We start from the raw sequence: 20,899 nt of genomic DNA, 5'->3' as shown, positions 1-20,899 counted from the left end.
ACGTAGCAGTGGCTGCCGGGAGTGGGAAGAAGTCGCGCAGGAATTGCCCCCCACTTTTTCCACTCACAGGACAAAGGAGCAGTGGCGGGTGCCGCGGCCGAGCTTCCCGGCGGCGATAGATCGCAGGACTGTCGTGGCGGCGCTAGGAACGCGAACGCTCGTGGTACGACCGTCGCGTGTGCTCCGTGTGTGCGCGCATCAGCTCGGTGGCGCGCTGTTCGTCCCGGTCGGCGACCGCGGCGATCAGTTCGCGGTGCTCGATCCAGGACTGGTGGCCGCGCCGGCGGGCCACCGGCGTGTAGTACCAGCGCACGCGCCGGTCGACCTGGGCGGCGAGTTCGGCGAGGACCGCGTTGCCGGCGAGCTCCATGATCTTGGCGTGGAAGCGGGCGTTCATGGCGACGGCCCCGTCCACGTCGTCGGCCTCGACGGCCTTCTCGCCCTCCGCGCACAGCGCTTCCAGGGCGGCGATGCCCGCGCTGTTCGCGCCCGCCGCCGCGAGCCGGGCCGCCTCGGCCTCCAGGAGTGTACGGACCGTGAGGAGCTGGTCGGCCTCCTCCTCCGTCGGCTCGTGCACGAACGCGCCCTGCGCGGGCCGCAGATCGACCCACCCCTCGGTGTTGAGTCGCTGCAGCGCCTCGCGCACCGGCTGCCGCGAGACCCCGAGATGCCCGGCGAGTTCGCTCTCGACGAGATGCTGGCCGGGCTGGAGCGCACGGGTGGTGATGAGTTCGAGCAGTGCCTCGTAGACACGGTCGCGCAGCGGACCCGGACGTTCCAGCTTGGGTACCGCCCCCTGGGGCAGGCCTGTCGACAGCATCGCGGTCCCCCTCCTCGGCAGGGCCGTGCACAGCGCGGCGCGAGCCGGTGCCGCCGCAGAGTCAGTATTGATTGTCTTTCGTCTACAGTCTACGGCGCACAAGAGCCAGGGTTTCGGGGAGTTGACCGCGTCACACGGCCACGCCGCTCACGGGCAGCGCACGACCTGCCCCGCGTACGACAGGTTCCCGCCGAAGCCGAACAGCAGTACCGGGTCGCCCGTGGTGAGCGCCCCCTGCTCGACCAGCTTGGAGAAGGCCAGCGGAATGCTCGCGGCCGAGGTGTTGCCGGACTCGGTGACATCGCGCGCGACGACCGCGTTGACGGCGCCGATCTTCTCCGCGAGGGGTTCGATGATGCGCAGGTTCGCCTGGTGCAGCACGACTCCGGCGAGGTCGGCGGGTTCCAGCCCGGCCCGCTCGCAGGCCCGGCGCGCGATGGGCGGGAGCTGCGTGGTGGCCCAGCGGTAGACGCTCTGCCCCTCCTGGGCGAAGCGCGGCGGGGTGCCCTCGATGCGCACCGCGTTGCCCATCTCGGGCACCGAGCCCCACAGCACCGGCCCGATGCCCGGCTCACCGGCGGCCTCCACCACCGCTGCGCCCGCTCCGTCACCGACGAGCACGCACGTGGTGCGGTCGCTCCAGTCGGCCACCTCGGACATCTTGTCGGCCCCGATGACCAGTACCCGGCTCGCGCCCCCCGCGCGGACGGCGTGGTCGGCGGTGGCCAGGGCGTGGGTGAAGCCGGCGCACACGACGTTGAGGTCCATGGTGGCGGCCTGCGGGATGCCCAGGCGCGCCGCGACCCGGGCGGCCATGTTGGGCGAGCGGTCGACGGCGGTGGAGGTGGCGACCAGCACCAGGTCGATGTCGGCCGGGGTCAGACCGGCTGCGGCCAGGGCCTTCGCGGCGGCGTGGGCGGCCAGCTCGTCGACCGGCTCGTCGGGAGCCGCGATGTGGCGCGTGCGGATGCCCACCCGGCTCCTGATCCACTCGTCGCTGGTGTCCACCAGGCCCGCCAGGTCCTCGTTGGTGAGCACCTTGGCGGGCTGGTAGTGGCCGACGGCGGCGATGCGCGAGCCGTTCATTGGGTGGGTCCCCCTCGTTGCCTTGGGTAGCGGATCCTCCAGTCTGATCAATGACTCGCGGGTACGACGGCAGCCAACGTGACAGGAAACGGGCGCCGGGGTTGTCAGCTTCTGTCAGCACCTCGGGCGCCCGGGCACCTGTCGAACCTCTACCCGGTGAACAGCTGCGTCGCCTTCCGCACCAGTTCGTACAGCCCGTACGCGAGCGGCACGCCCACCCACACCCAGGCGAGGGCGATCAGCCACCGCCGGTCCGGGCTAGGCGGACTCTGACTGCTGTCGCTCGACATGGGCGGCCTCCTTCGGGACGGGGACGTGATGGCGGGGGTCGACGGGCCGGACCAGTTCATTGGCGACGAAGCCGACGACGAGCAGCCCGATCATGATGACGAACGACAGCCCGTACAGGGACGCCCCGTGCCGGCCCGCCTCCTCCTGCCGGTCGGCGATCCAGTTCACGATCAGCGGGCCGAGCACCCCGGCCGTGGACCAGGCGGTCAGCAGCCGCCCGTGGATGGCACCGACCTGGTACGTACCGAACAAATCCTTCAGATATGCCGGAACCGTGGCGAAACCACCTCCGTAGAAGGAGAGGATGACCAACGCGCACAGGATGAACAGCGGCTTGGAGGAGTCGCCGAACAGGGCGATGAGCGCGTACATCAGGGCACCGGCGCCCAGGTAGACGCGGTAGATGTTCTTGCGGCCGATGAGGTCGGACGTCGACGACCAGCCGATACGGCCCGCCATGTTCGCCGCCGACAGCAGCGCGACGAAACCGGCGGCGGCCGTCACCGACACCGGGGTGGAGGTGTCCGCGAAGAAGTCCGTGATCATCGGCGCGGCCTTCTCCAGGATGCCGATGCCGGCGGTGACGTTCATGCAGAGCACGAGCCACAGGAGCCAGAACTGCGGGGTGCGGACGGCCTGGTTCGCGGAGACCTGCGGGCCGGCGAGGACACTCGGCCCGCTCTCCACAGGCTTCTCGACGCGAGGCACCCGGACCAGCAGCACACCCAGCAGCATGAACACCGCGTACGACAGCCCGTGCACGAGGAAGGCGAGCGCGATGCCGGAGCTGTCGCCGCCGAACGACTCCAGCATCTGGGCCGACCACGGGGAGGCGATGAGCGCGCCGCCGCCGAAGCCCATGATGGCGATGCCGGTGGCCATGCCGGGCCGGTCCGGGAACCACTTGATCAGGGTGGAGACGGGCGAGATGTAGCCGATGCCCAGGCCGATGCCGCCCACGAAGCCGTAGCCGAACACGATCAGCCAGTACTGCTCCAGGGACGCGCCCAGCGCGGAGAGCAGGAATCCGGAGGAGAAACAGAGCAGGGCCACGGTCATGGCCCAGCGGGGGCCGTTGCGCTCCACGAGCGTGCCGCCGAACGCGGCGGACAGACCCAGCATGACGATGCCCAGCTGGAAGGGCAGCGCGCTCTGCGTGCCGCTGAGGCCGAGCGCGGACTCCAGGGGCGGCTTGAACACACTCCAGGCGTAGGCCTGGCCGATGGAGAGATGTACGGAGAGAGCGGCGGGCGGGACGAGCCAGCGGCTCCAGCCCGGGGGCGCGACTGGGGGACTCATGAACCCCGGACGGTAGGGATCCGCAACGGAGTTGAGAAGGCGGCGCGTCGACCGTATGCGGTGAGCGGTATCCAGCATGCGCCGAACGGTCGGCGCACGGACCCTTGCCGCCCCAACCTCCATACTGTAGACAATATTTCGTCGACACAAGCCGTCCACGAGCCCTACGCGGCCCGTGGGCGGCCGGACGCCGGCCACCTCCGCGGTATCCCTCAAACCGAACGGAGTGTTCCCGTGAAAGTCGCAGTTCTCGGCGCCGGTGCCATCGGCGCCTACGTCGGCGCCGCGCTCCATCGCGCGGGTGCCGAGGTGCATCTCATCGCCCGTGGACCGCATCTGGCGGCCATGAGGCAGCACGGAGTCCGGGTGCGCAGCCCACGTGGCGACTTCACCGCGCACCCCCACGCCACCGACGACCCGGCCGAGGTCGGCCCGGTCGACCATGTCTTCCTGGGCCTGAAGGCCAACGCGTACGCGGCGTGCGGGCCGCTGATCGCGCCCTTGCTGCACGAGACGACGTCGGTCGTCGCGGCCCAGAACGGCATCCCCTGGTGGTACTTCCACCGGCACGGCGGCCCGTACGACGGCCACCGGATCGAGAGCGTGGACCCGGACGGCGCGGTCAGTGCGGTGCTCGCGCCCGAACGGGCCGTCGGATGTGTCGTCTACGCGGCGACCGAGCTCGAAGGGCCGGGCGTCGTCCGGCACCTGGAGGGCACGCGGTTCTCCGTCGGCGAGCCAGACCGCAGCCGCTCCGCCCGCTGCCTCGCCTTCAGCGAGGCCATGCAGGCGGGCGGACTGAAGTGCCCGGTCGAACCGGACCTGCGCAGCGACATCTGGGTCAAGCTGCTCGGCAACATCTCCTTCAACCCGATCAGTGCGCTGGCCCGCGCGACCATGCGGCAGATGTGTCTGCACGGCGGCACCCGCAAGGTCATCGAGATCATGATGACCGAGACACTGGCGGTCGCCGAGGCCCTCGGCTGCGAGGTCGGTGTCTCCATCGAGCGCCGGCTCGCGGGTGCCGAGCGGGTCGGCGACCACCGCACCTCCACGCTCCAGGACCTGGAGCGCGGCAAGCCGCTCGAACTCGACGTGCTGCTCGCGGCGGTCGTCGAGCTGGCGGAGATCACCGGCGTGGAGGTGCCCACCCTGCGCACCGTGCACGCCATCTCGGACCTGCTCGCGCTGAGGAGCGCCGCATGAGGACACGCGACCGGACCCCCAAGACCTACACCCGGCTCACCCACCCGCTCGTCAGGGACTCCCGTGACGAGCCGTTCCGGCAGGCCACCTGGGAGGAGGCCCTGGAGCGGGCCGCCCTGGGCCTCGGGCGCAACCGCGACGCCTTCGGCATGTTCAGCTGCGCCCGCGCCACCAACGAGATGAACTATGTGGCCCAGAAGTTCGCCCGGGTCGTCATGGGCACCAACAACGTCGACTCCTGCAACCGCACCTGCCACGCCCCGAGCGTGGCGGGCCTGTCGGCGGCGTTCGGCTCGGGCGGCGGGACGTCGTCGTACGAGGAGATCGAGCACACCGACGTCATCGTGATGTGGGGCTCCAACGCCCGGTTCGCGCACCCGATCTTCTTCCAGCACGTGCTCAAGGGGATCAGGAACGGCGCCCGGATGTACGCCGTCGATCCGCGCCGGACCTCGACCGCCGAGTGGGCGGAGAGCTGGATGGGGCTCAACGTCGGCACGGACATCCCGATGGCGCACGCGATCGGCCGCGAGATCATCCACGCGGGGCTCGCGAACGAGGCGTTCATCGAGCGCGCGACCAGCGGCTTCGAGGGGTACAAGGCCCTGGTCGAGCCGTGGACGCTGTCGCTCGCCGAGAAGGTGACGGGCGTACCGGCGGCGGCGATCCGCGAGCTGGCACACGCCTACGCCCGCGCCGAGCGGGCCCAGTTGTGCTGGACCCTGGGCATCACCGAGCACCACAACGGCACCGACAACGTCCGCGCCCTGATCAACCTGTCCCTGCTCACCGGGCACGTCGGCCGCTACGGCTCGGGGCTGCAACCCCTGCGCGGGCAGAACAACGTGCAGGGCGGCGGCGACATGGGCGCGATCCCCAACCGGCTGCCCGGGTTCCAGGACATCCTGGACGCGAGCGTCCGTCTGAAGTTCGAGTCGGCCTGGGACACCGTGATCCAGCCGCACTACGGCCTGAACCTCACGGAGATGTTCGAGGCGATGGAGGACGGCACGCTCAAGGCCGTCTACTGCATCGGCGAGAACCCGGCCCAGTCCGAGGCGGACAGCGAGCAGGCCGTACGGCGGCTCAAGGCGCTGGACTTCCTGGTCGTTCAGGACATCTTCCTGACCAGGACGGCCGAGCTCGCGGACGTCGTCCTGCCGGCCACCGCCGGCTGGGCGGAGACCGACGGCACGACCACCAACAGCGAACGGCGGGTCCAGCGCGTCCGCAAGGCCGTCACCCCGCCCGGCGAGGCCCGCGAGGACATCGACATCCTCTGCGACCTCGCGGCCCGCCTCGGTCACGACTGGAAGTACGCCGACGCCGAGACCGTGTGGAACGAGCTCAGGTCCGTCTCGCCCGACCACTACGGCATGACGTACGAGCGCCTGGAGGAGCACCAGGGCATCCAGTGGCCCTGCCCGAGCACGGACGGGATCGAACCGACCTATCTGCACGGCCGGTTGTGGGAGACCGATCCCTCGCGGCGCGGGCCGCTCGCGCCCTTCGGGATCGTGCAGCACGACCCGCCCGTGGACCTCACCGACGAGCGGTACCCGATCCGGCTCACCACCGGGCGGCGGCTCGACTCGTACAACACCGGGGTGCAGAGCGGCGGTTACGCCTCGCCGCTCAGGCGCGGGGAGTTCATCGAGCTGAGCCCGGAGGACGCCGAGCGCTACGGGGTCGTGGTCGGCGAGCACGTCCAGGTGACCTCGCGGCGCGGGTCGGTGACCGCGCCCGTGTGGGTGGACCCAGCCCTGCGGCCGGGGCTCGCCTTCATGACCATGCACTTCCCGGACGAGGTGGACACCAACCAGCTGACGATCGAGGCGAACTGCCCGATCGCGGGGACGGCGGAGTTCAAGGCGTCGGCGATCCGGATCGAGAAGCTGCCCATCGCGACCATCGTGGGGTGAACGCACGTGGACCTGCACTTCGGTGACAGCAAACCGACGGACGAGGAACGGGCGGCCGTCGACGCCCTGCTCGGGCCTCCGGAGTCCTCCTGGGAGGGTGCCGACCGCTCCGACGCCGATCTGAGGTGGGCGCGTGGCGGGCGCGAGGCCCGGGACCGCCGCGACCTGCTGTTGCCGGGGCTGCACGCGGTCAACGACCGGATCGGCTGGATCAGCGAGGGCGCCCTCGACTACCTGTGCCGGCGGCTGACGGTGCCGCCGGCGGAGGCGTACGGGGTCGCCACCTTCTACGCCATGTTCTCGGTCAAGCCGCGTCCGGCGACCGTGCTCCACGTGTGCACGGATCTGGCGTGCGCGGCGGCCGGGGCGCCGGAGCTGTGCGCCGGGATCGAGGAGCGGCTGGGCCTCGGCAGCGGGGTGAGTGTCGAGCGCAGCCCCTGCCTGGGCCTGTGCGAACGCGCCCCGGCCGCGCTCGCGATCAAGGCCGGGGACCCCGTGCGTACGGCGGTCTCGGCGCCGGCGACCGTCCCGGACTCCGTACTCGCCGCGAGCTCGCCCGGCTCGGCACCCGAGGAGCCGCCCGCCGCGCTGGCGGTACCCCAGGCCGGGCAGGACGGTCTGATGCTGCTGCACCGCGTCGGCGTGGTCGACCCGTGGTCCCTCGACGACTACCGCGCCCACGGCGGCTACACCGCCCTGCGCCGGGCCTTCGCACTGGGCCCCGCCGGCGTCATCCGCGAGGTCACCGACTCGGGCCTGGTCGGGCGCGGCGGCGCCGCCTTCCCCACCGGCCGCAAGTGGCAGGCCACGGCGTCCCAGCCCGACCGTCCGCACTACCTCGTCTGCAACGCCGACGAGTCGGAGCCGGGCACCTTCAAGGACCGGGTGCTCATGGAGGGCGACCCGTACGCGCTCGTCGAGGCGATGACGATCGCCGGGTACGCGACCGGCGCTCACAAGGGCTACCTGTATCTGCGCGGCGAGTACCCGCGCGCCCTGCACCTGCTGGAGCACGCGATCGCGCAGGCCCGTGCGCGCGGACTGCTCGGCGACGACGTCCTCGGGCAGGGCTACGCCTTCGACATCGAGATCCGGCGCGGCGCGGGCGCCTACATCTGCGGTGAGGAGACGGCCCTGTTCAACTCCATCGAGGGCTACCGGGGCGAGCCGCGCTCGAAGCCGCCGTTCCCCGTGGAGAAGGGCCTGTTCGGCAAGCCGACGGTCGAGAACAACGTGGAGACGCTGGTCAACGTCCTGCCGATCCTGGCCATGGGCGCCCCGGCGTACGCGGCGATCGGCACCGGGCGCTCCACCGGTCCGAAGCTGTTCTGCGTGTCCGGGAGTGTGGAGCGGCCCGGTGTCTACGAGCTGCCCTTCGGCGCGACCCTCGGCGAGCTGCTCACGCTGGCGGGGGTGCGCGACGGGCTGCGGGCGGTGCTGCTCGGTGGGGCCGCGGGCGGTTTCGTCCGGGCCGACGAGCTGGACGTCCCCCTCACCTTCGAAGGGACGCGGGAGGCGGGCACCACACTCGGCTCGGGGGTCGTCATGGCCTTCGACGACAGCGTGCCCCTGCCCCGGCTGCTGCTGCGCATCGCCGAGTTCTTCCGGGACGAGTCGTGCGGGCAGTGCGTGCCCTGCCGGGTCGGGACGGTGCGGCAGGAGGAGGCGCTGCACCGGATCGTGGAGCGCACGGGCGCCGACGCCGCCGGCGACATCGCGCTGCTGCGGGAGGTCGGCCGCGCCATGCGGGACGCCTCGATCTGCGGTCTGGGGCAGACCGCGTGGAACGCCGTGGAATCCGCCATCGACCGTCTGGGGGCGTACGAATGACCGTCACACCGCTGGGGATCCCGCGGCGCATGCTGGAGTTCACTCTCGACGGGGAGGAGGCGCGGGTCCCCGAGGGCTCGACGATCCTGGACGCCTGCCGGGCGGCCGGGAAGGACGTCCCGACCCTGTGCGAGGGCGACACCCTGCGGCCGAAGAACGCCTGCCGCGTCTGTGTCGTGGAGGTGGAGGGGGCCAGAACGCTCGTGCCTGCCTGCTCCCGCAAGGCGGAGCCCGGCATGGAGGTGCGCACGGACACCGAGCGCGCCCGGCACAGCCGGAAGGTCGTCCTGGAACTGCTCGCGTCCTCCGTCGACCTGTCGACGACGCCGAAGGTCGCCGGGTGGCTCAAGGATTACGAGGCGAAGCCGGACCGCTTCGGCCCGGACGCGGCGCGGCTCGACGAGGAGCCGAGGGTCGACAACGACCTGTACGTCCGCGACTACGACAAGTGCATCCTCTGCTACAAGTGCGTCGACGCCTGCGGGGACCAGTGGCAGAACTCCTTCGCGATCTCGGTCGCGGGTCGCGGCTTCGACGCCCGGATCGCCGTGGAGCACGACGCGCCGCTGACCGACTCGGCGTGCGTGTACTGCGGGAACTGCATCGAGGTGTGCCCCACGGGCGCGCTGTCGTTCAAGTCCGAGTTCGACATGCGTGCGGCGGGTACCTGGGACGCGTCGCGGCAGACGGAGACGACCACGGTGTGCGCGTACTGCGGAGTGGGCTGCAACCTGACGCTGCACGTGCAGGACAATGAGATCGTGAAGGTCACCTCGCCGCACGACAACCCGGTGACCCACGGCAACCTCTGCATCAAGGGCCGCTTCGGCTACCAGCACGTACAGAACCGGGACTGATCGGGACATGGGACGAGTCACGGAACGACGCAAGGTACTCCGCATCCGGGACGGGGCGGTCTCCAGCCGCCCGGACACGCTCGTCGCCGAGGAACCCCTGGAGATCCGGCTGAACGGCAAGCCCCTGGCGATCACCATGCGCACGCCGGGCGACGACTTCGCGCTGGCGGCGGGCTTCCTGGTGAGCGAGGGGGTGCTGGGCGGGCAGCAGGACCTCCAGAACATCGTCTACTGCGCCGGGGCAACGGTCGACGGTTCGAACACGTACAACATCGTCGACGTGAAGACGGCCCCGGGCGTGGTGATCCCCGACATCACGCTGGAGCGCAACGTCTACACGACGTCCTCCTGCGGCCTGTGCGGCAAGGCGTCGCTGGACGCGGTACGGACGACGGCTCACTGGCCCATCGCCGACACTCCCCCGGTCCGGGTCACCCCGGAGCTGCTGGCGAGCCTTCCCGACCGGCTGCGCGCCGCCCAGCGGGTCTTCGACCGGACCGGGGGCCTGCACGCGGCGGCCCTGTTCTCGGAAGGCGGCGAGCTGCTGGACGTCCGGGAGGACGTGGGCCGGCACAACGCGGTCGACAAGCTGGTCGGCCGCGCCCTGCAGAACGGGGAGCTGCCGCTGTCGCGGGCGATTCTGCTCGTGTCGGGCCGGGCCTCCTTCGAGCTGGCCCAGAAGGCCGTGATGGCCGGCATGCCGGTCCTGGCGGCGGTGTCGGCACCGTCCTCGCTGGCGGTGGACCTGGCCGCCGAGACGGGCCTGACGCTGGTGGGCTTCCTGCGGGGCAGCTCCATGAACGTGTACGCGGGTGAGGACCGCATCGCCCTGCGGGCCGCGGCCGCCCAGGGCTGAGCAGGTTCCTCCGCGACACGGCGGCGGGGCCCCGACCGGCGGGGAGCGCCCCCTGCGCCGCAGGGGCCCCGTCTCGGCCTGCCCGCGCGAGGACCCGGGGGACTCGTCAGTCCGCCGTGCCGGATATCCGCAGCAGCATCCCCGTGAACTGCTCCCGCTCGGCCGCCGACAGCGGTGCGAGCAGTTCGTCGTTGGCCGCGCGGGCCGCCTGCTCGCAGCGCTTCAGCAGCCGTGCTCCCCGCTCCGTGAGGGACACCGCGTTCTTGCGGCGGTCCCTCGGGTCCGGCTCGCGTACCACCAGGCCGGCCGACTGGAGGTCGTTGAGGACGCCGACCAGGTCCTTGGGGTCCAGCCGGACCCCGCGACCGAGGTCGGCCTGGGCGACGGGACCGAGGTCACGGACGGCGGACAGCACCACGTGGTGCCACATCCGCATGTCCTCCTCGGCCAGCGCCTCGGCCACCAGCGCCCGGCCGCGGGCGGCGGCGCGGCCGAGCAGCCAGCTGGGCAGGGAGCGGATCGCAGGGAGGGGGGCTTCCGACATGGCCGCAGCCTAACCAGAAAATCGTTGGGTCTTCCTATGATCGTCCTATACCGTTGGGTTCCCCAACGGATTCATTGGGGCCACCAACGACCCGGAGGTGCGATGCGCCGCGTCCGCTACGAATCCCGAGGCGGCCCCCTGTTCGTGGAGGAGGCACCGCTCCCCGAGCCCGGCCCCGGAGAGCTGGTCGTGCGCGCGGAGGCGATCGGCGTCACCCTCCCGGTCGTCCGCAAGGTCACCGAGGCGGCCGACCCCGTCCCGCTCGGCGGCGAGATCGCCGGCGAGGTCATGGCCGTCGGCGAGGGCGTCACCCGCTTCGGCACCGGCGACCGGGTGACCGGGCTCTGCCTCGGCCACGGCTACGCCGACTTCGCACTGCTGCACGAGGCCATGGCCTCCCCGGTCCCGGAGAACGCCGGGGCCGTCGACGCGGTCGCCCTGGTCCGCAGCGGCCTGGTCGCCCTCGGCGCCCTGGAGGCGGCCCGCCCCCAGCCGGGCGAGGCGGCCCTGGTCACCGCTGCCGCGAGCGGCGTCGGCCACCTGGCCGTGCAGCTGGCCAGGACGCGCGGCGCCGGACGCGTCGTGGGAGCCGTCTCCGACGCGGCCAAGGCCGGCTTCGTCCGGGGCCTCGGCGCCGACCACGTCATCACCTACACCGACGACAGCTGGGGCACCCCGGCCGACTACGCCCTGGACGCGGTGGGCGGCGAGCTGCTCACCCCCGCCCTCGCCGCACTCGCCCCGGAGGGACGGCTGGTGGCGTACAGCTCGGGCGGCGGCACCGTCCAGGCGTACGACCTGCTCGCGGGCGCCAAGTCGGTGATCGGGTTCCAGATGGCCCGTATCGCCCGGGGGAAGCCGGAGTTGTACGAGCAGTGGCGTGAGGAACTGTGGCGGCTGTTCGCGGCGGGCGAGCTCAGGCCCGTCGTGCACGGGGAGTTCGCCCTGGAGGACGCGGCCAAGGCGCACGGGGAGATCGAGGGCCGCTCCAATCTGGGCAAGGTCGTCCTGATCCCCTGACGCACGGTTCTTGTGGGGGGTCCGAGAGGCCAAGTACCGTCTGTGGCCCACACATTGGACGTGGGATGTCCGAATGACCGGATGTCTGTTCCCATGCACCGGTGGTCCAGCCGACAGACGCATGAAGGGCAGGTCGCACCATGCCGTCAAGTCTTCGCGCACGTCTGAGATCCACCCTGACAGCCGCTGCCACCGCGGGGGCGTTGCTCGCGCCCACCGCCCCGGCGCACAGCCAGTCCGCCACGGCCTTACCGGAGTTCGAACAGCGGGTCCTCTTCAAGGCGTCCCAGGACCCGGGCTACGCCTGCTTCCGGATCCCGGCGATCGTGCGCACCACGAGCGGCACGCTGCTGGCGTTCGCCGAGGGCCGCGTCCTCAACTGCGGGGACGCGGCCGACATCGACATCGTCCTCAAGCGCTCCACCGACGGTGGCCGCACCTGGGGACCGCTCCAGGTCGTCACCGAGGGCGCGGGCGACACGCACGGCAACCCGGCGCCCGTCGTGGACCGCAGGACCGGCCGGATCCTGCTGGCCGAGACGTTCAACACCGGCCGTACGGACGCCGGCAACTGCTCCGTCCCCTGCGACCGCACCCCACATCTGCAGTACAGCGACGACGACGGCCGGACCTGGTCCGAGCCACGCGATCTGAGCGACGAGATCCTGCCCGCGCACTGGAACTCGTGGTACGCGACCGGCCCTGTGCACGGCGTCCAGCTGACCCGCGGCAAGCACGCCGGGCGGCTCGTGTTCGGCGTCAACACCGAGACGTGGAACGGCAGCCGGGTCTCCGCCAACCACGCCGCGCTCATCGTCAGCGACGACGGCGGCGACTCCTGGCGGGTCGGCGCCACGGACACCTGGCCCATAGCGCAGGACGGCACGTTCCGGCAGAAGCCGTCCGAGGTGACGCTCACCGAACGCGCCGACGGTGCCCTGCTCGTCAGCGGGCGGGAACAGGACGGCACCGACCTGGGCCACCGCTCCCAGACCCTCAGCCGGGACGGCGGCGGCAGCTTCGCCACGCCCTTCCGCGCTCTGCCGGACCTGTACACCCCGCAGGTCCAGGGCGCGACCCTGCGCCTGGGCGACCGGATGCTGCTGTCCGCTCCGGCCGACCCCGACCGCCGCCGCACGATGATGGTCCGCTCCTCCTACGACGGCGGACGCACCTGGGAGAGCGTGGACCGGGGCACGGTCGTCACCACGGACTGGTCCGGCTACTCCGACATGGCGGCGGTCGACGGCACGACGGTGGGCCTGCTGTACGAGGGCGGCGCGGTCGACGCGCGCGACGAGATCCGCTTCGCCCGCTTCACCGAGGACTGGCTGAAGCCGCGCCGGGGCGCCGACCCGACCACCCGCGACGCGGCGGCGGGCGCCAGGCCCGCGGCCGTGCTCGGCGGCGCCGGGCGGACGGCCGGTGTCCGCGGCGGCGCGCTGTCCTTCGACGGCACCGACGACGCCGTACGGCTGCCGTACCGGTCCCGGCTCCCGCTCGGAGAAGGGGACTTCACGGCCTCGCTGCACTTCCGCTACACGGCCACGACCGGCGAGCAGCCCTTCCTGTGGATGGGAGGTGTCGGCACCACCCAGCCGCAGATCTGGCTGCGCGGGGAGCCGGCGAGCAACCGGGTCCGCGGGCTGATCACCACCCGCTCGGGCGCGACGACCGTCAGGTCGGCCTCGGTGTGGACCGACGGCGCCCACAACGACGGCCACTGGCACCATCTGGCACTGCGCCGCGGCGGCGGCCGTCTGACCCTCTTCCTCGACGGCAAGGCGCTCAGCACCGCGGACGTGCCCGGCTCGGTCAGCCGCAACTCCCCCTTCGGCGTGCACATCGGCCAGCGCATGGACAGCCGGGCCTTCCTCACCGGGGCGATCGACGACGTCCGTGTGTGGAACCGGGCCCTGAGCGACAAGGAGCTCGCCTCCGGCACCTCGGGCGCCTTCTCCCGGGGCACGGTGCTGTGGCTGCCCATGGACCAGGTGAGCGGCAGCAACTAACGTCACACGGCGTGCCCGACGACTCAGGAGCAGCACGAGCACGACAGCGCACGGGAACCGGGATCGGCCTGCTGCTGGCCCTGGTTCTCGGCGCCGCGCTGCTCATCGCCCTGCCGGACGACGACGGTTCGGACGCCGGCGCCTGCCGGGCGCTCACGGTCGGCTCCTGGAAGGCGGACGACGGTCTCACCGCCGAGTTCGCCCGCTACGGCGACGACGCGAGCCGCACCGACGACTGGACCGGCGGTGACGGCACCCACTCGGTGCGGCTGCCGGACGGCCGGGTGCTGTGGCTGTTCTCCGACACCTACCTGGGCCGGGTCTACGGCCCGCCCAACCCGCACGGCGAGTCCTACGCCTGGCGGGACGCCACCACGCCGCTGGTGCGCAACTCGGCCGTGCTGATGCGCGACGGCCGGCTCGAATCCACCCTGCCCGCCCCGCTGTTCGCCGACCCGGCGCCCGACCAGTGGCGCTGGCCGGTCGCGGCCCGCGTCGAACCCCGCTCCCCCGGTTCCTCGGAGCAGGTCGTCCGGGTGCTGCTGTGGGTGCGCACGGCGGGACAGGCACCGTGGATCTACGGCGTGCCCACCGCCACCGAGGTCGCCACCCTGTCGCTGCCCGGCCTGCGCCTGGAGTCGATCGTGAAGGTGCTCGACCAGCAGTCGGTCCGCGACGCGTCCCGGCGCGTACTGTTCGGCACGACTCTGGTCGAGGAGGACGGCTGGACGTACGTGTTCGGTGGCGACGACGGCCGTGCGGTCTCCCGCCCCGCCTCGCACGCGTACGCGGCCCGGGTACCGGAGGGCGGGCTCGCGGATCCGGACGCCTGGCAGTACTGGAGCGGCTCGGCGTGGGTGCCCGGCGTCCGCCCCCGGCCGGTGCTCGGGGACGGGCAGCGCAAGGGCGTGGGCAGCGCGTTCTCCGTCGTCCGGGACTCCGGCACGTATGTGCTCTTCACGATGGCCGCCGGCCCGAAGGGCCTGACCACGGTGGCGTCCTACTGGGCCTGCTCCCCGGCCGGGCCGTGGCACGGTCCGGCGAAGGAGTTCAGCCCGTCGCTGCCGCAGGGGCAGGTGGCCGCCTACAACCCCCAGGCGCATCCGGTGCTGAGCGGCGAGGGACGGCTCGTCCTGAGCTACGACGTCAACTGGCTGGGCACGACGGGCGCCGCCGCCCAGCTCAGCCGGAACGTGTCCCTGTACCGACCACGGTTCGTGACGCTGCGGCTGGCTGCGGCGCGTTGACCTCCGTCGCCGCTTCCCGTGCGCGCCCCTTGGCGATCACCGCGCACACGATCAGCTGCATCTGGTGGAAGAGCATCAGCGGCAGCACGGCGAGCGCCGCCTGCGCGCCGAACAGGACGCTCGCCATGGGCAGCCCGGCGGCCAGGGACTTCTTCGAGCCGGCGAACTGGATCGCGATCCGGTCCGCCCGGCCGAAGCGCAGCGCCTTCCCGCCGTACCAGGTCAGCAGCAGCATCACGGCGAGGATCACCGCCTCGACGACGACCAGGCCGCCCAGCCGGGCGGGGCTGACCTGGTGCCAGATGCCCTGGACCACGCCCGCGCTGAACGCGGTGTAGACGACGAGCAGGATGGAGCCGCGGTCCACCAGCCCGAGGACCTGCTTGTGCCGGGTGACGAAGCCGCCGATCCAGCGCCGCAGCACCTGTCCGGCCAGGAACGGCACCAGCAGTTGCAGCACGATCTTCAGCAGCGAGTCGGCGGAGAACCCGCCGCCGTTGCCGCCGAGCAGCGAGGCCGCGAGCAGCGGGGTGGCGATGATGCCGACGAGGGAGGAGAAGGAGCCCGCGCAGATCGCCGCGGGCACGTTGCCGCGGGCCATCGAGGTGAAGGCGATCGACGACTGCACGGTGGACGGGACGAGCGTGAGGAAGAGCAGGCCCTGGTAGAGCGGGTGCGTCAGGATCACCGGCACCAGCCCGCGGGCCGCGAGCCCGAGCAGCGGGAAGACGACGAAGGTGCAGGCCAGCACGGTGACGTGGAGCCGCCAATGCCGCAGCCCGTCGAGCGCCTCACGCGTGGACAGCCTGGCGCCGTACAGGAAGAAGAGGAAGGCGACGGCCGCCGTGGAGGCACCAGAGGCGACATCGGCGGCCGACCCGCGCGCCGGGAACAGTGCGGCGAGGCCCACCGTCCCGAGGAGCAGCAGTATGTAGGGGTCGATCGGCATCCACTGCGGCCAGTGCAGGCGTTTCACGGTGCTCCACTTGCTTGGTACTTCGGTCGGTCCGGGGCCGGAGCGGCCCCCTTCCATCCTGCTCCCCCGACCGGCGATCGGGAATCCCGTATACCGCTCTCACTGTCATCACATTCCGCGATAACGTGAGGCCATGTACGACCCCGCCCATCTGCGCACGTTTCTGTCGGTGGCGCAGACGCTGAGCTTCACGCAGGCCGCGCGGCGGCTCGGGCTGCGGCAGTCGACCGTCAGCCAGCACGTGCGGCGGCTGGAGGACGCCGCCGGGCGGACGCTGTTCACCCGGGACACGCACTCGGTGGAGCTGACGGAGGACGGCGAGGCCATGCTCGGCTTCGCGCGCCGGATCCTGGAGGTGCACGAGCAGGCCGCGGCGTTCTTCACGGGTACCCGGCTGCGCGGCCGGCTGCGCTTCGGCGCCTCGGAGGACTTCGTGCTGACCCGGCTGCCCGAGATCCTCGAGGGCTTCCGGCACGAGCACCCGGAGGTCGACCTGGAGCTGACGGTCGAACTGTCGGGGACGCTGCACGAGCAGCTGGCCGCGGGGAAGCTGGATCTGGTCCTGGCCAAGCGGCGGCCCGAGGACCCGCGGGGCGAGCTGGTCCGGCACGACCGGCTGGTGTGGATCGGCGCGGAACGCCTCAGGCTCGACCCGGACCGCCCGGTGCCGCTCATCGTCTACCCGCCGCCGGGCATCACCCGCGCGCTCGCCCTGGAGGCCCTGGAGCGGCAGGGCCGCCAGTGGCGCGTGGTGTGCACCAGCGGCAGCCTCAACGGCCTCGTCGCGGCGGCCCGGGCCGGTCTCGGCGTGATGGCCCACTCCCGCGGCCTCATCCCGCCGGGGCTGGTCCGGGTCCCGGACCGGGCGGGGCTGCCGGAACTGGGGCAGGTCGACTTCGTCCTGGTCCACGGCCGGCGCCGGCCCTCCGCCCAGGGCGCGGCCGACGCCCTGGCGGCGGCGATCCTGGCGGGCGGGGACCGGCTGCACCGCAGTGAGCGCAAGGGCCTGTGACGAACCGGAGTGACAGAATCCGCCGCCGCCCCGCTGACAGAAGAGACCCCCTTCGAAGGGGCATCGCACGGCGGCTGGACTCGTACAGATTCGGTGGAGATTACGGCACCGAAACTTACTCAACCGTCAGGAATGTGCCCGACCCTTCCCCGTGTGAGCACTTTGTCCCTCACTGACCAACGCGGACAAGAGCGATGCTCGCCTTCGCGCCCCCTCCCACCCCCTGGCCGGGTGGGGTAGCTTTCACGGCGCTGTGCGGGGCGTCACTCGACAGGAGCGCTGAGGAGCGGGGAGCGGGGTTTGCGCGAGTTCACCAACCCTCCGTTGGCCTTGCCGCCTCCGGTGGGCGGTCTGGCCGATGTGGTCTTCGAGCATGCCCAGGACGACCCCCTGCACATCGCGCTGGGCCGCAAGGACGCCTCCGGACAGTGGCGGGATGTCACGAGCGCCGAGTTCCGCGACGAGGTGCTGGCCCTGGCCAAAGGCCTGCTGGCGAGCGGCATCCGGTTCGGCGACCGGGTCGCGATCATGTCCCGTACACGCTACGAGTGGACCCTGTTCGACTACGCGCTGTGGACGATCGGCGCCCAGGTCGTGCCGGTCTACCCGACCTCCTCGGCCGAGCAGTGCTTCTGGATGCTGTACGACGCCGAGGTGACGGCCGCGGTCGTGGAGCACGAGGACCACGCGATGACGATCGCCACCGTCATCGACCGGCTGCCCCAGCTGCGCCGGCTGTGGCAGCTCGACTCCGGCGCCGTGCACGAGCTGTACGACGCGGGCGCGCACCTCGACGACGAGGTGGTACACCGCCACCGGCAGGCCGTCACCCCCGAGTCGGTCGCCACGATCATCTACACCTCGGGCACCACCGGCCGCCCCAAGGGCTGCCTCCTCACGCACGGCAACTTCATGTTCGAGGCGGACACCGTCATCCGGCGCTGGGAGTCGCTGTTCCACTCCAAGCGCGGCGACGAGGCGGCGACCCTGCTGTTCCTGCCGCTGGCGCACGTCTTCGGGCGGATGGTCCAGGTCGCGGGGATCCGCGGCAAGGTGAAGTTCGGCCATCAGCCGCAGCTGAACGCGGCGGCCCTGCTGCCGGATCTGGCCGCGTTCAAGCCGACGTTCTTCCTGGCCGTGCCGTACATCTTCGAGAAGGTGTTCAACGCGGCCCGCCGCAAGGCCGAGAAGGAGGGCCGCTCCGGCCCCTTCGAGAAGGCCGTCGACATCGCCATCAAGTACGCCGACGCGATGGAGGCCAAGGCCTGGGGCACCGGCCCCGGCCCGTCGGCGGGCCTGCGCATGCAGCACCAACTGTTCGACAAGCTGGTCTACGCCAAGATCCGCGCCGCGATGGGCGGCCGCATCAAGCACGCCATGTCCGGCGGCTCGGCGATGGACCGCCGGCTCGGGCTGTTCTTCGCGGGGGCGGGCGTGCACATCTACGAGGGCTACGGCCTGACCGAGTCCACGGCGGCCGCGACCGCCAACCCGCCCGGGCGTACCCGGTTCGGCACGGTCGGGCAGCCCATCCCGGGCATGACCGTCCACATCGCGGACGACGGCGAGATCTGGCTGCACGGCGAGAACGTCTTCCAGGGGTATCTCAACAACCAGAAGGCCACCGACGCGACCCTGCACGACGGCTGGCTCGCCACCGGCGACCTCGGCGCACTGGACGAGGACGGCTTCCTCACCATCACCGGCCGCAAGAAGGAGATCCTGGTCACATCCGGCGGCAAGAGTGTTTCGCCCGGTGTGCTGGAGGAACGCGTCCGGGACCATCCGCTGGTCAACCAGTGCATCGTCGTCGGCAACGACCGCCCGTACATCGCCGCCCTGGTCACCCTCGACCAGGAGGCCGTGGAGCACTGGCTGGCCATGCGGGCCAAGCCGCAGATGTCCCCGGCGGAGCTGGTGCGCGACGCGGACCTGGAGACAGAGGTCCGGCGCGCGGTGGTCGCCGCCAACACCCTGGTCTCACAGGCCGAGTCGATCCGCACCTTCCGCATACTGGCCCAGCCGTTCACGGAGGAGCACGGGTTGCTGACCCCGTCCCTGAAGCTGAAGCGCAAGGCGATCGAGAAGGCGTACGAGAACGAGGTCGAGGCGCTCTACCGGGCGTGACCTCCGCCCCGCGGGGCAGGTGTGGCTTCGGAATTCTCCCGTCAGGAATGCATCACCGCCCGTGATCGTTGACGATGGGAGCACATCTGACCACTTACCGAAGGATCGAGAGCTCGTGAGCAAGGTCCCCCCGATCATCCTGAACAACGGCGTCGAGATGCCCCAGCTGGGCTTCGGCGTCTGGCAGGTGCCGGACGACGAGGCGGAGACGGCCGTCGCGGCGGCGCTGGAGGCCGGGTACCGCAGCATCGACACCGCGGCGATCTACGGCAACGAGGAGGGCACCGGCAAGGCCATCGCCGCCGCCGGTCTCCCCCGCGAGGAGCTCTTCGTCACCACGAAGCTCTGGAACGCCGACCAGGGATACGACTCCACGCTGCGCGCCTTCGACACGTCGCTGGAGAAGCTCGGCCTGGACTACGTCGACCTGTACCTGATCCACTGGCCGACGCCGGAGCGGGGTCTGTACGTCGACACCTACAAGGCGTTCGAGAAGCTCCAGGCCGACGGCCGGATCCGGGCCATCGGTGTCTCCAACTTCCTTCCCGAGCACCTTCAGAAGCTGATCGGCGAGACGTCGGTCGTCCCGGCGGTGAACCAGATCGAGCTGCACCCCCACCTCCAGCAGCAGGCCGCCCGTGAGTACCACGCGGAGCAGGGCATCGCCACGGAGGCCTGGTCGCCGCTCGGCCAGGGCAAGGGCCTGCTGGAGGTCCCGGCGATCGTGGCCATCGCCCGCAAGCACGACCGCACGCCGGCCCAGGTCGTGCTGCGCTGGCACCTCCAGCTGGGCAACGTGGTGATCCCGAAGTCCGTGACGCCGTCGCGGATCAAGGAGAACATCGACGTGTTCGACTTCAGCCTCGACGACGAGGACCTCGCGGCGATCAGCGCCCTGAACGAGGACCGGCGCCTGGGCCCCGACCCGGCGGAGTTCAACGGAGCGTGAGCAGCGCCCGCGTCGCCCCGGTCCCCGGGCCCTGACGGGCCGGGGACCGGGGTGCCGCCGTTCCGGGCCCTCTCAGACCGGCTGCCCCACCGGCCGTACGACCACCGTGTTGACATCGACCCCGTCCGGCCGGCTCATCGCCCAGACGACCGAGTCGGCGATCTGGCCGGCGGTGAGGAGGTGGCCGGGCGGGAGGCTGCCGTAGGAGTCCCAGAAGGGCGTTTCCGTCCGGCCGGGCGCGACCAGGGTCACGCCCACGCCCCACTCGGTGACCTGCCGCCGGGTGTTCTCGGCGAGCCCGGTCACCGCCCACTTGGTCGCCCCGTAGATGTTGCCCGGTCCGTACACGAACCCGGCGACGCTGCCCACCAGGACGATCCGGCCGCGCGTCTCCTTCAGCGCGTCGATGGACGCCCGGATCAGCAGGGCCGGACCGAGGACGTTGGTCAGCACCATGTCGGTCCAGCCTGCCGGGTCACCCTCCGCGACCGTGTCATGGGTGGCGAAACCGGCGTTGGCGACGACGGTGTCCAGTCGGCCGAACGTCTTCACGGTGCTGTCGACCGCCGCCCGGACGTCCTCGTACACGGCGGTGTCACCGGCGAGTGTCAGCAGCCCGTCGGGCCGCCCCAGTTCCTCGGCGAACCCGCGCAGCCGCTCCTCCCCCCGCCCGGTGACCGCCACCCGGTGCCCGGCGTCCAGCAGTTGCCGGGCGACCGCGGCGCCGATCCCGCTGCCTCCTCCTGTGATGAGCGCGACCTGAGAGTCGGACATGGATTCCCCCTGTGGTGTGGGCCGGTGTGCGATGCCGGGGAGTCCATCAGTTGGAGCGCTCTCGAAGTCAA

Annotated in this window: 18 protein-coding genes; 11 read left to right on the top strand and 7 right to left on the bottom strand. The window is 71.6% G+C overall.

Annotated features, from left to right (window positions below):
* Positions 1 to 142: 142 nt before the first annotated feature.
* The 4 genes from ACIRDU_RS08340 to ACIRDU_RS08325 form a co-directional block, all read right to left on the bottom strand.
* Entirely contained in the window at positions 143 to 820 is a 678-nt protein-coding gene (locus tag ACIRDU_RS08340) for a GntR family transcriptional regulator (protein ID WP_403576032.1), read from the bottom strand.
* A gap of 147 nt (positions 821 to 967) precedes the next feature.
* A complete protein-coding gene (locus ACIRDU_RS08335; RefSeq protein WP_403576030.1) occupies positions 968 to 1,906 on the bottom strand; it encodes a beta-ketoacyl-ACP synthase III in 939 nt (312 codons plus the stop codon).
* A gap of 149 nt (positions 1,907 to 2,055) precedes the next feature.
* On the bottom strand, positions 2,056 to 2,196 hold the full coding sequence (locus ACIRDU_RS08330) for a hypothetical protein (protein WP_167526639.1): 141 nt from the start codon (positions 2,194 to 2,196) through the stop codon (positions 2,056 to 2,058).
* The gene (locus ACIRDU_RS08325; protein ID WP_403576028.1) at positions 2,165 to 3,496 is read right to left on the bottom strand and encodes an OFA family MFS transporter; all 1,332 of its coding nucleotides are present in this window, start codon (positions 3,494 to 3,496) and stop codon (positions 2,165 to 2,167) included. Before ACIRDU_RS08325 ends, ACIRDU_RS08330 begins: the two co-directional genes overlap by 32 nt.
* 234 nt (positions 3,497 to 3,730) lie before the next feature.
* On the opposite strand from ACIRDU_RS08325, the gene ACIRDU_RS08320 reads away from it, so the two are divergent.
* From ACIRDU_RS08320 to fdhD, 5 genes are read left to right on the top strand one after another with little or no spacing between them, the layout of a single operon-like run.
* Entirely contained in the window at positions 3,731 to 4,702 is a 972-nt protein-coding gene (locus tag ACIRDU_RS08320) for a 2-dehydropantoate 2-reductase (protein WP_403576026.1), read from the top strand.
* Positions 4,699 to 6,624 (top strand): molybdopterin oxidoreductase family protein, encoded by a 1,926-nt coding sequence (locus ACIRDU_RS08315; RefSeq protein ID WP_403576024.1) that lies wholly within the window; start codon positions 4,699 to 4,701, stop codon positions 6,622 to 6,624. Before ACIRDU_RS08320 ends, ACIRDU_RS08315 begins: the two co-directional genes overlap by 4 nt.
* Positions 6,625 to 6,630: 6 nt before the next feature.
* The gene (locus ACIRDU_RS08310; protein ID WP_403576022.1) at positions 6,631 to 8,454 is read left to right on the top strand and encodes an NAD(P)H-dependent oxidoreductase subunit E; all 1,824 of its coding nucleotides are present in this window, start codon (positions 6,631 to 6,633) and stop codon (positions 8,452 to 8,454) included.
* Positions 8,451 to 9,311 (top strand): 2Fe-2S iron-sulfur cluster-binding protein, encoded by an 861-nt coding sequence (locus ACIRDU_RS08305; protein ID WP_403576020.1) that lies wholly within the window; start codon positions 8,451 to 8,453, stop codon positions 9,309 to 9,311. Before ACIRDU_RS08310 ends, ACIRDU_RS08305 begins: the two co-directional genes overlap by 4 nt.
* Positions 9,312 to 9,318: 7 nt before the next feature.
* Positions 9,319 to 10,167 (top strand): formate dehydrogenase accessory sulfurtransferase FdhD, encoded by an 849-nt coding sequence (gene fdhD / locus ACIRDU_RS08300; RefSeq protein ID WP_403576018.1) that lies wholly within the window; start codon positions 9,319 to 9,321, stop codon positions 10,165 to 10,167.
* Positions 10,168 to 10,273: 106 nt separating this feature from the next.
* On the opposite strand, the gene ACIRDU_RS08295 is transcribed toward fdhD, so the two are convergent.
* Positions 10,274 to 10,711 carry a MarR family winged helix-turn-helix transcriptional regulator gene (locus ACIRDU_RS08295; protein ID WP_403576016.1) on the bottom strand — a complete coding sequence of 146 codons (438 nt, stop codon included), beginning with the start codon at positions 10,709 to 10,711 and terminating at the stop codon, positions 10,274 to 10,276.
* 102 nt (positions 10,712 to 10,813) lie between these two features.
* On the opposite strand from ACIRDU_RS08295, the gene ACIRDU_RS08290 reads away from it, so the two are divergent.
* The 3 genes from ACIRDU_RS08290 to ACIRDU_RS08280 all read left to right on the top strand — a co-directional run bounded on the left by ACIRDU_RS08290 (position 10,814) and on the right by ACIRDU_RS08280 (position 14,990).
* On the top strand, positions 10,814 to 11,731 hold the full coding sequence (locus ACIRDU_RS08290) for a zinc-binding alcohol dehydrogenase family protein (protein ID WP_403576014.1): 918 nt from the start codon (positions 10,814 to 10,816) through the stop codon (positions 11,729 to 11,731).
* Between the two features lie 140 nt (positions 11,732 to 11,871).
* On the top strand, positions 11,872 to 13,743 hold the full coding sequence (locus tag ACIRDU_RS08285) for an exo-alpha-sialidase (RefSeq protein WP_403576012.1): 1,872 nt from the start codon (positions 11,872 to 11,874) through the stop codon (positions 13,741 to 13,743).
* A gap of 11 nt (positions 13,744 to 13,754) precedes the next feature.
* Positions 13,755 to 14,990: a DUF4185 domain-containing protein gene (locus tag ACIRDU_RS08280; protein ID WP_403576010.1), complete on the top strand. Its 1,236-nt coding sequence runs from the start codon at positions 13,755 to 13,757 to the stop codon at positions 14,988 to 14,990.
* Here the strand turns inward: ACIRDU_RS08280 and ACIRDU_RS08275 are convergent.
* Positions 14,926 to 15,939, bottom strand: coding sequence for a bile acid:sodium symporter family protein (locus ACIRDU_RS08275; RefSeq protein ID WP_403577320.1), 1,014 nt, complete (start codon positions 15,937 to 15,939; stop codon positions 14,926 to 14,928). The genes ACIRDU_RS08280 and ACIRDU_RS08275 overlap by 65 nt on opposite strands.
* Before the next feature lie 160 nt (positions 15,940 to 16,099).
* Here ACIRDU_RS08275 and ACIRDU_RS08270 point away from each other — a divergent pair, with 160 nt between their 5' ends.
* The 3 genes from ACIRDU_RS08270 (at position 16,100) to ACIRDU_RS08260 (ending at position 20,054) form a co-directional block, all read left to right on the top strand.
* A complete protein-coding gene (locus tag ACIRDU_RS08270; RefSeq protein ID WP_403576008.1) occupies positions 16,100 to 16,978 on the top strand; it encodes a LysR substrate-binding domain-containing protein in 879 nt (292 codons plus the stop codon).
* Between the two features lie 300 nt (positions 16,979 to 17,278).
* The gene (locus ACIRDU_RS08265; RefSeq protein WP_403576006.1) at positions 17,279 to 19,105 is read left to right on the top strand and encodes an AMP-dependent synthetase/ligase; all 1,827 of its coding nucleotides are present in this window, start codon (positions 17,279 to 17,281) and stop codon (positions 19,103 to 19,105) included.
* A gap of 157 nt (positions 19,106 to 19,262) precedes the next feature.
* Positions 19,263 to 20,054 carry an aldo/keto reductase gene (locus tag ACIRDU_RS08260; protein ID WP_403577318.1) on the top strand — a complete coding sequence of 264 codons (792 nt, stop codon included), beginning with the start codon at positions 19,263 to 19,265 and terminating at the stop codon, positions 20,052 to 20,054.
* Between the two features lie 72 nt (positions 20,055 to 20,126).
* Here ACIRDU_RS08260 and ACIRDU_RS08255 read toward each other — a convergent pair whose 3' ends face one another.
* Positions 20,127 to 20,828, bottom strand: a complete 702-nt coding sequence (locus ACIRDU_RS08255) for an SDR family oxidoreductase (protein WP_403576004.1) — start codon at positions 20,826 to 20,828, stop codon at positions 20,127 to 20,129.
* Positions 20,829 to 20,899 lie beyond the last annotated feature (71 nt).

The organism is Streptomyces sp. NPDC093598 (genome assembly GCF_044764825.1).
Taxonomy (GTDB): domain Bacteria; phylum Actinomycetota; class Actinomycetes; order Streptomycetales; family Streptomycetaceae; genus Streptomyces.
Note: the sequence above shows the minus strand (reverse complement) of the source record. Positions and strands in the feature narration are given on the sequence as shown.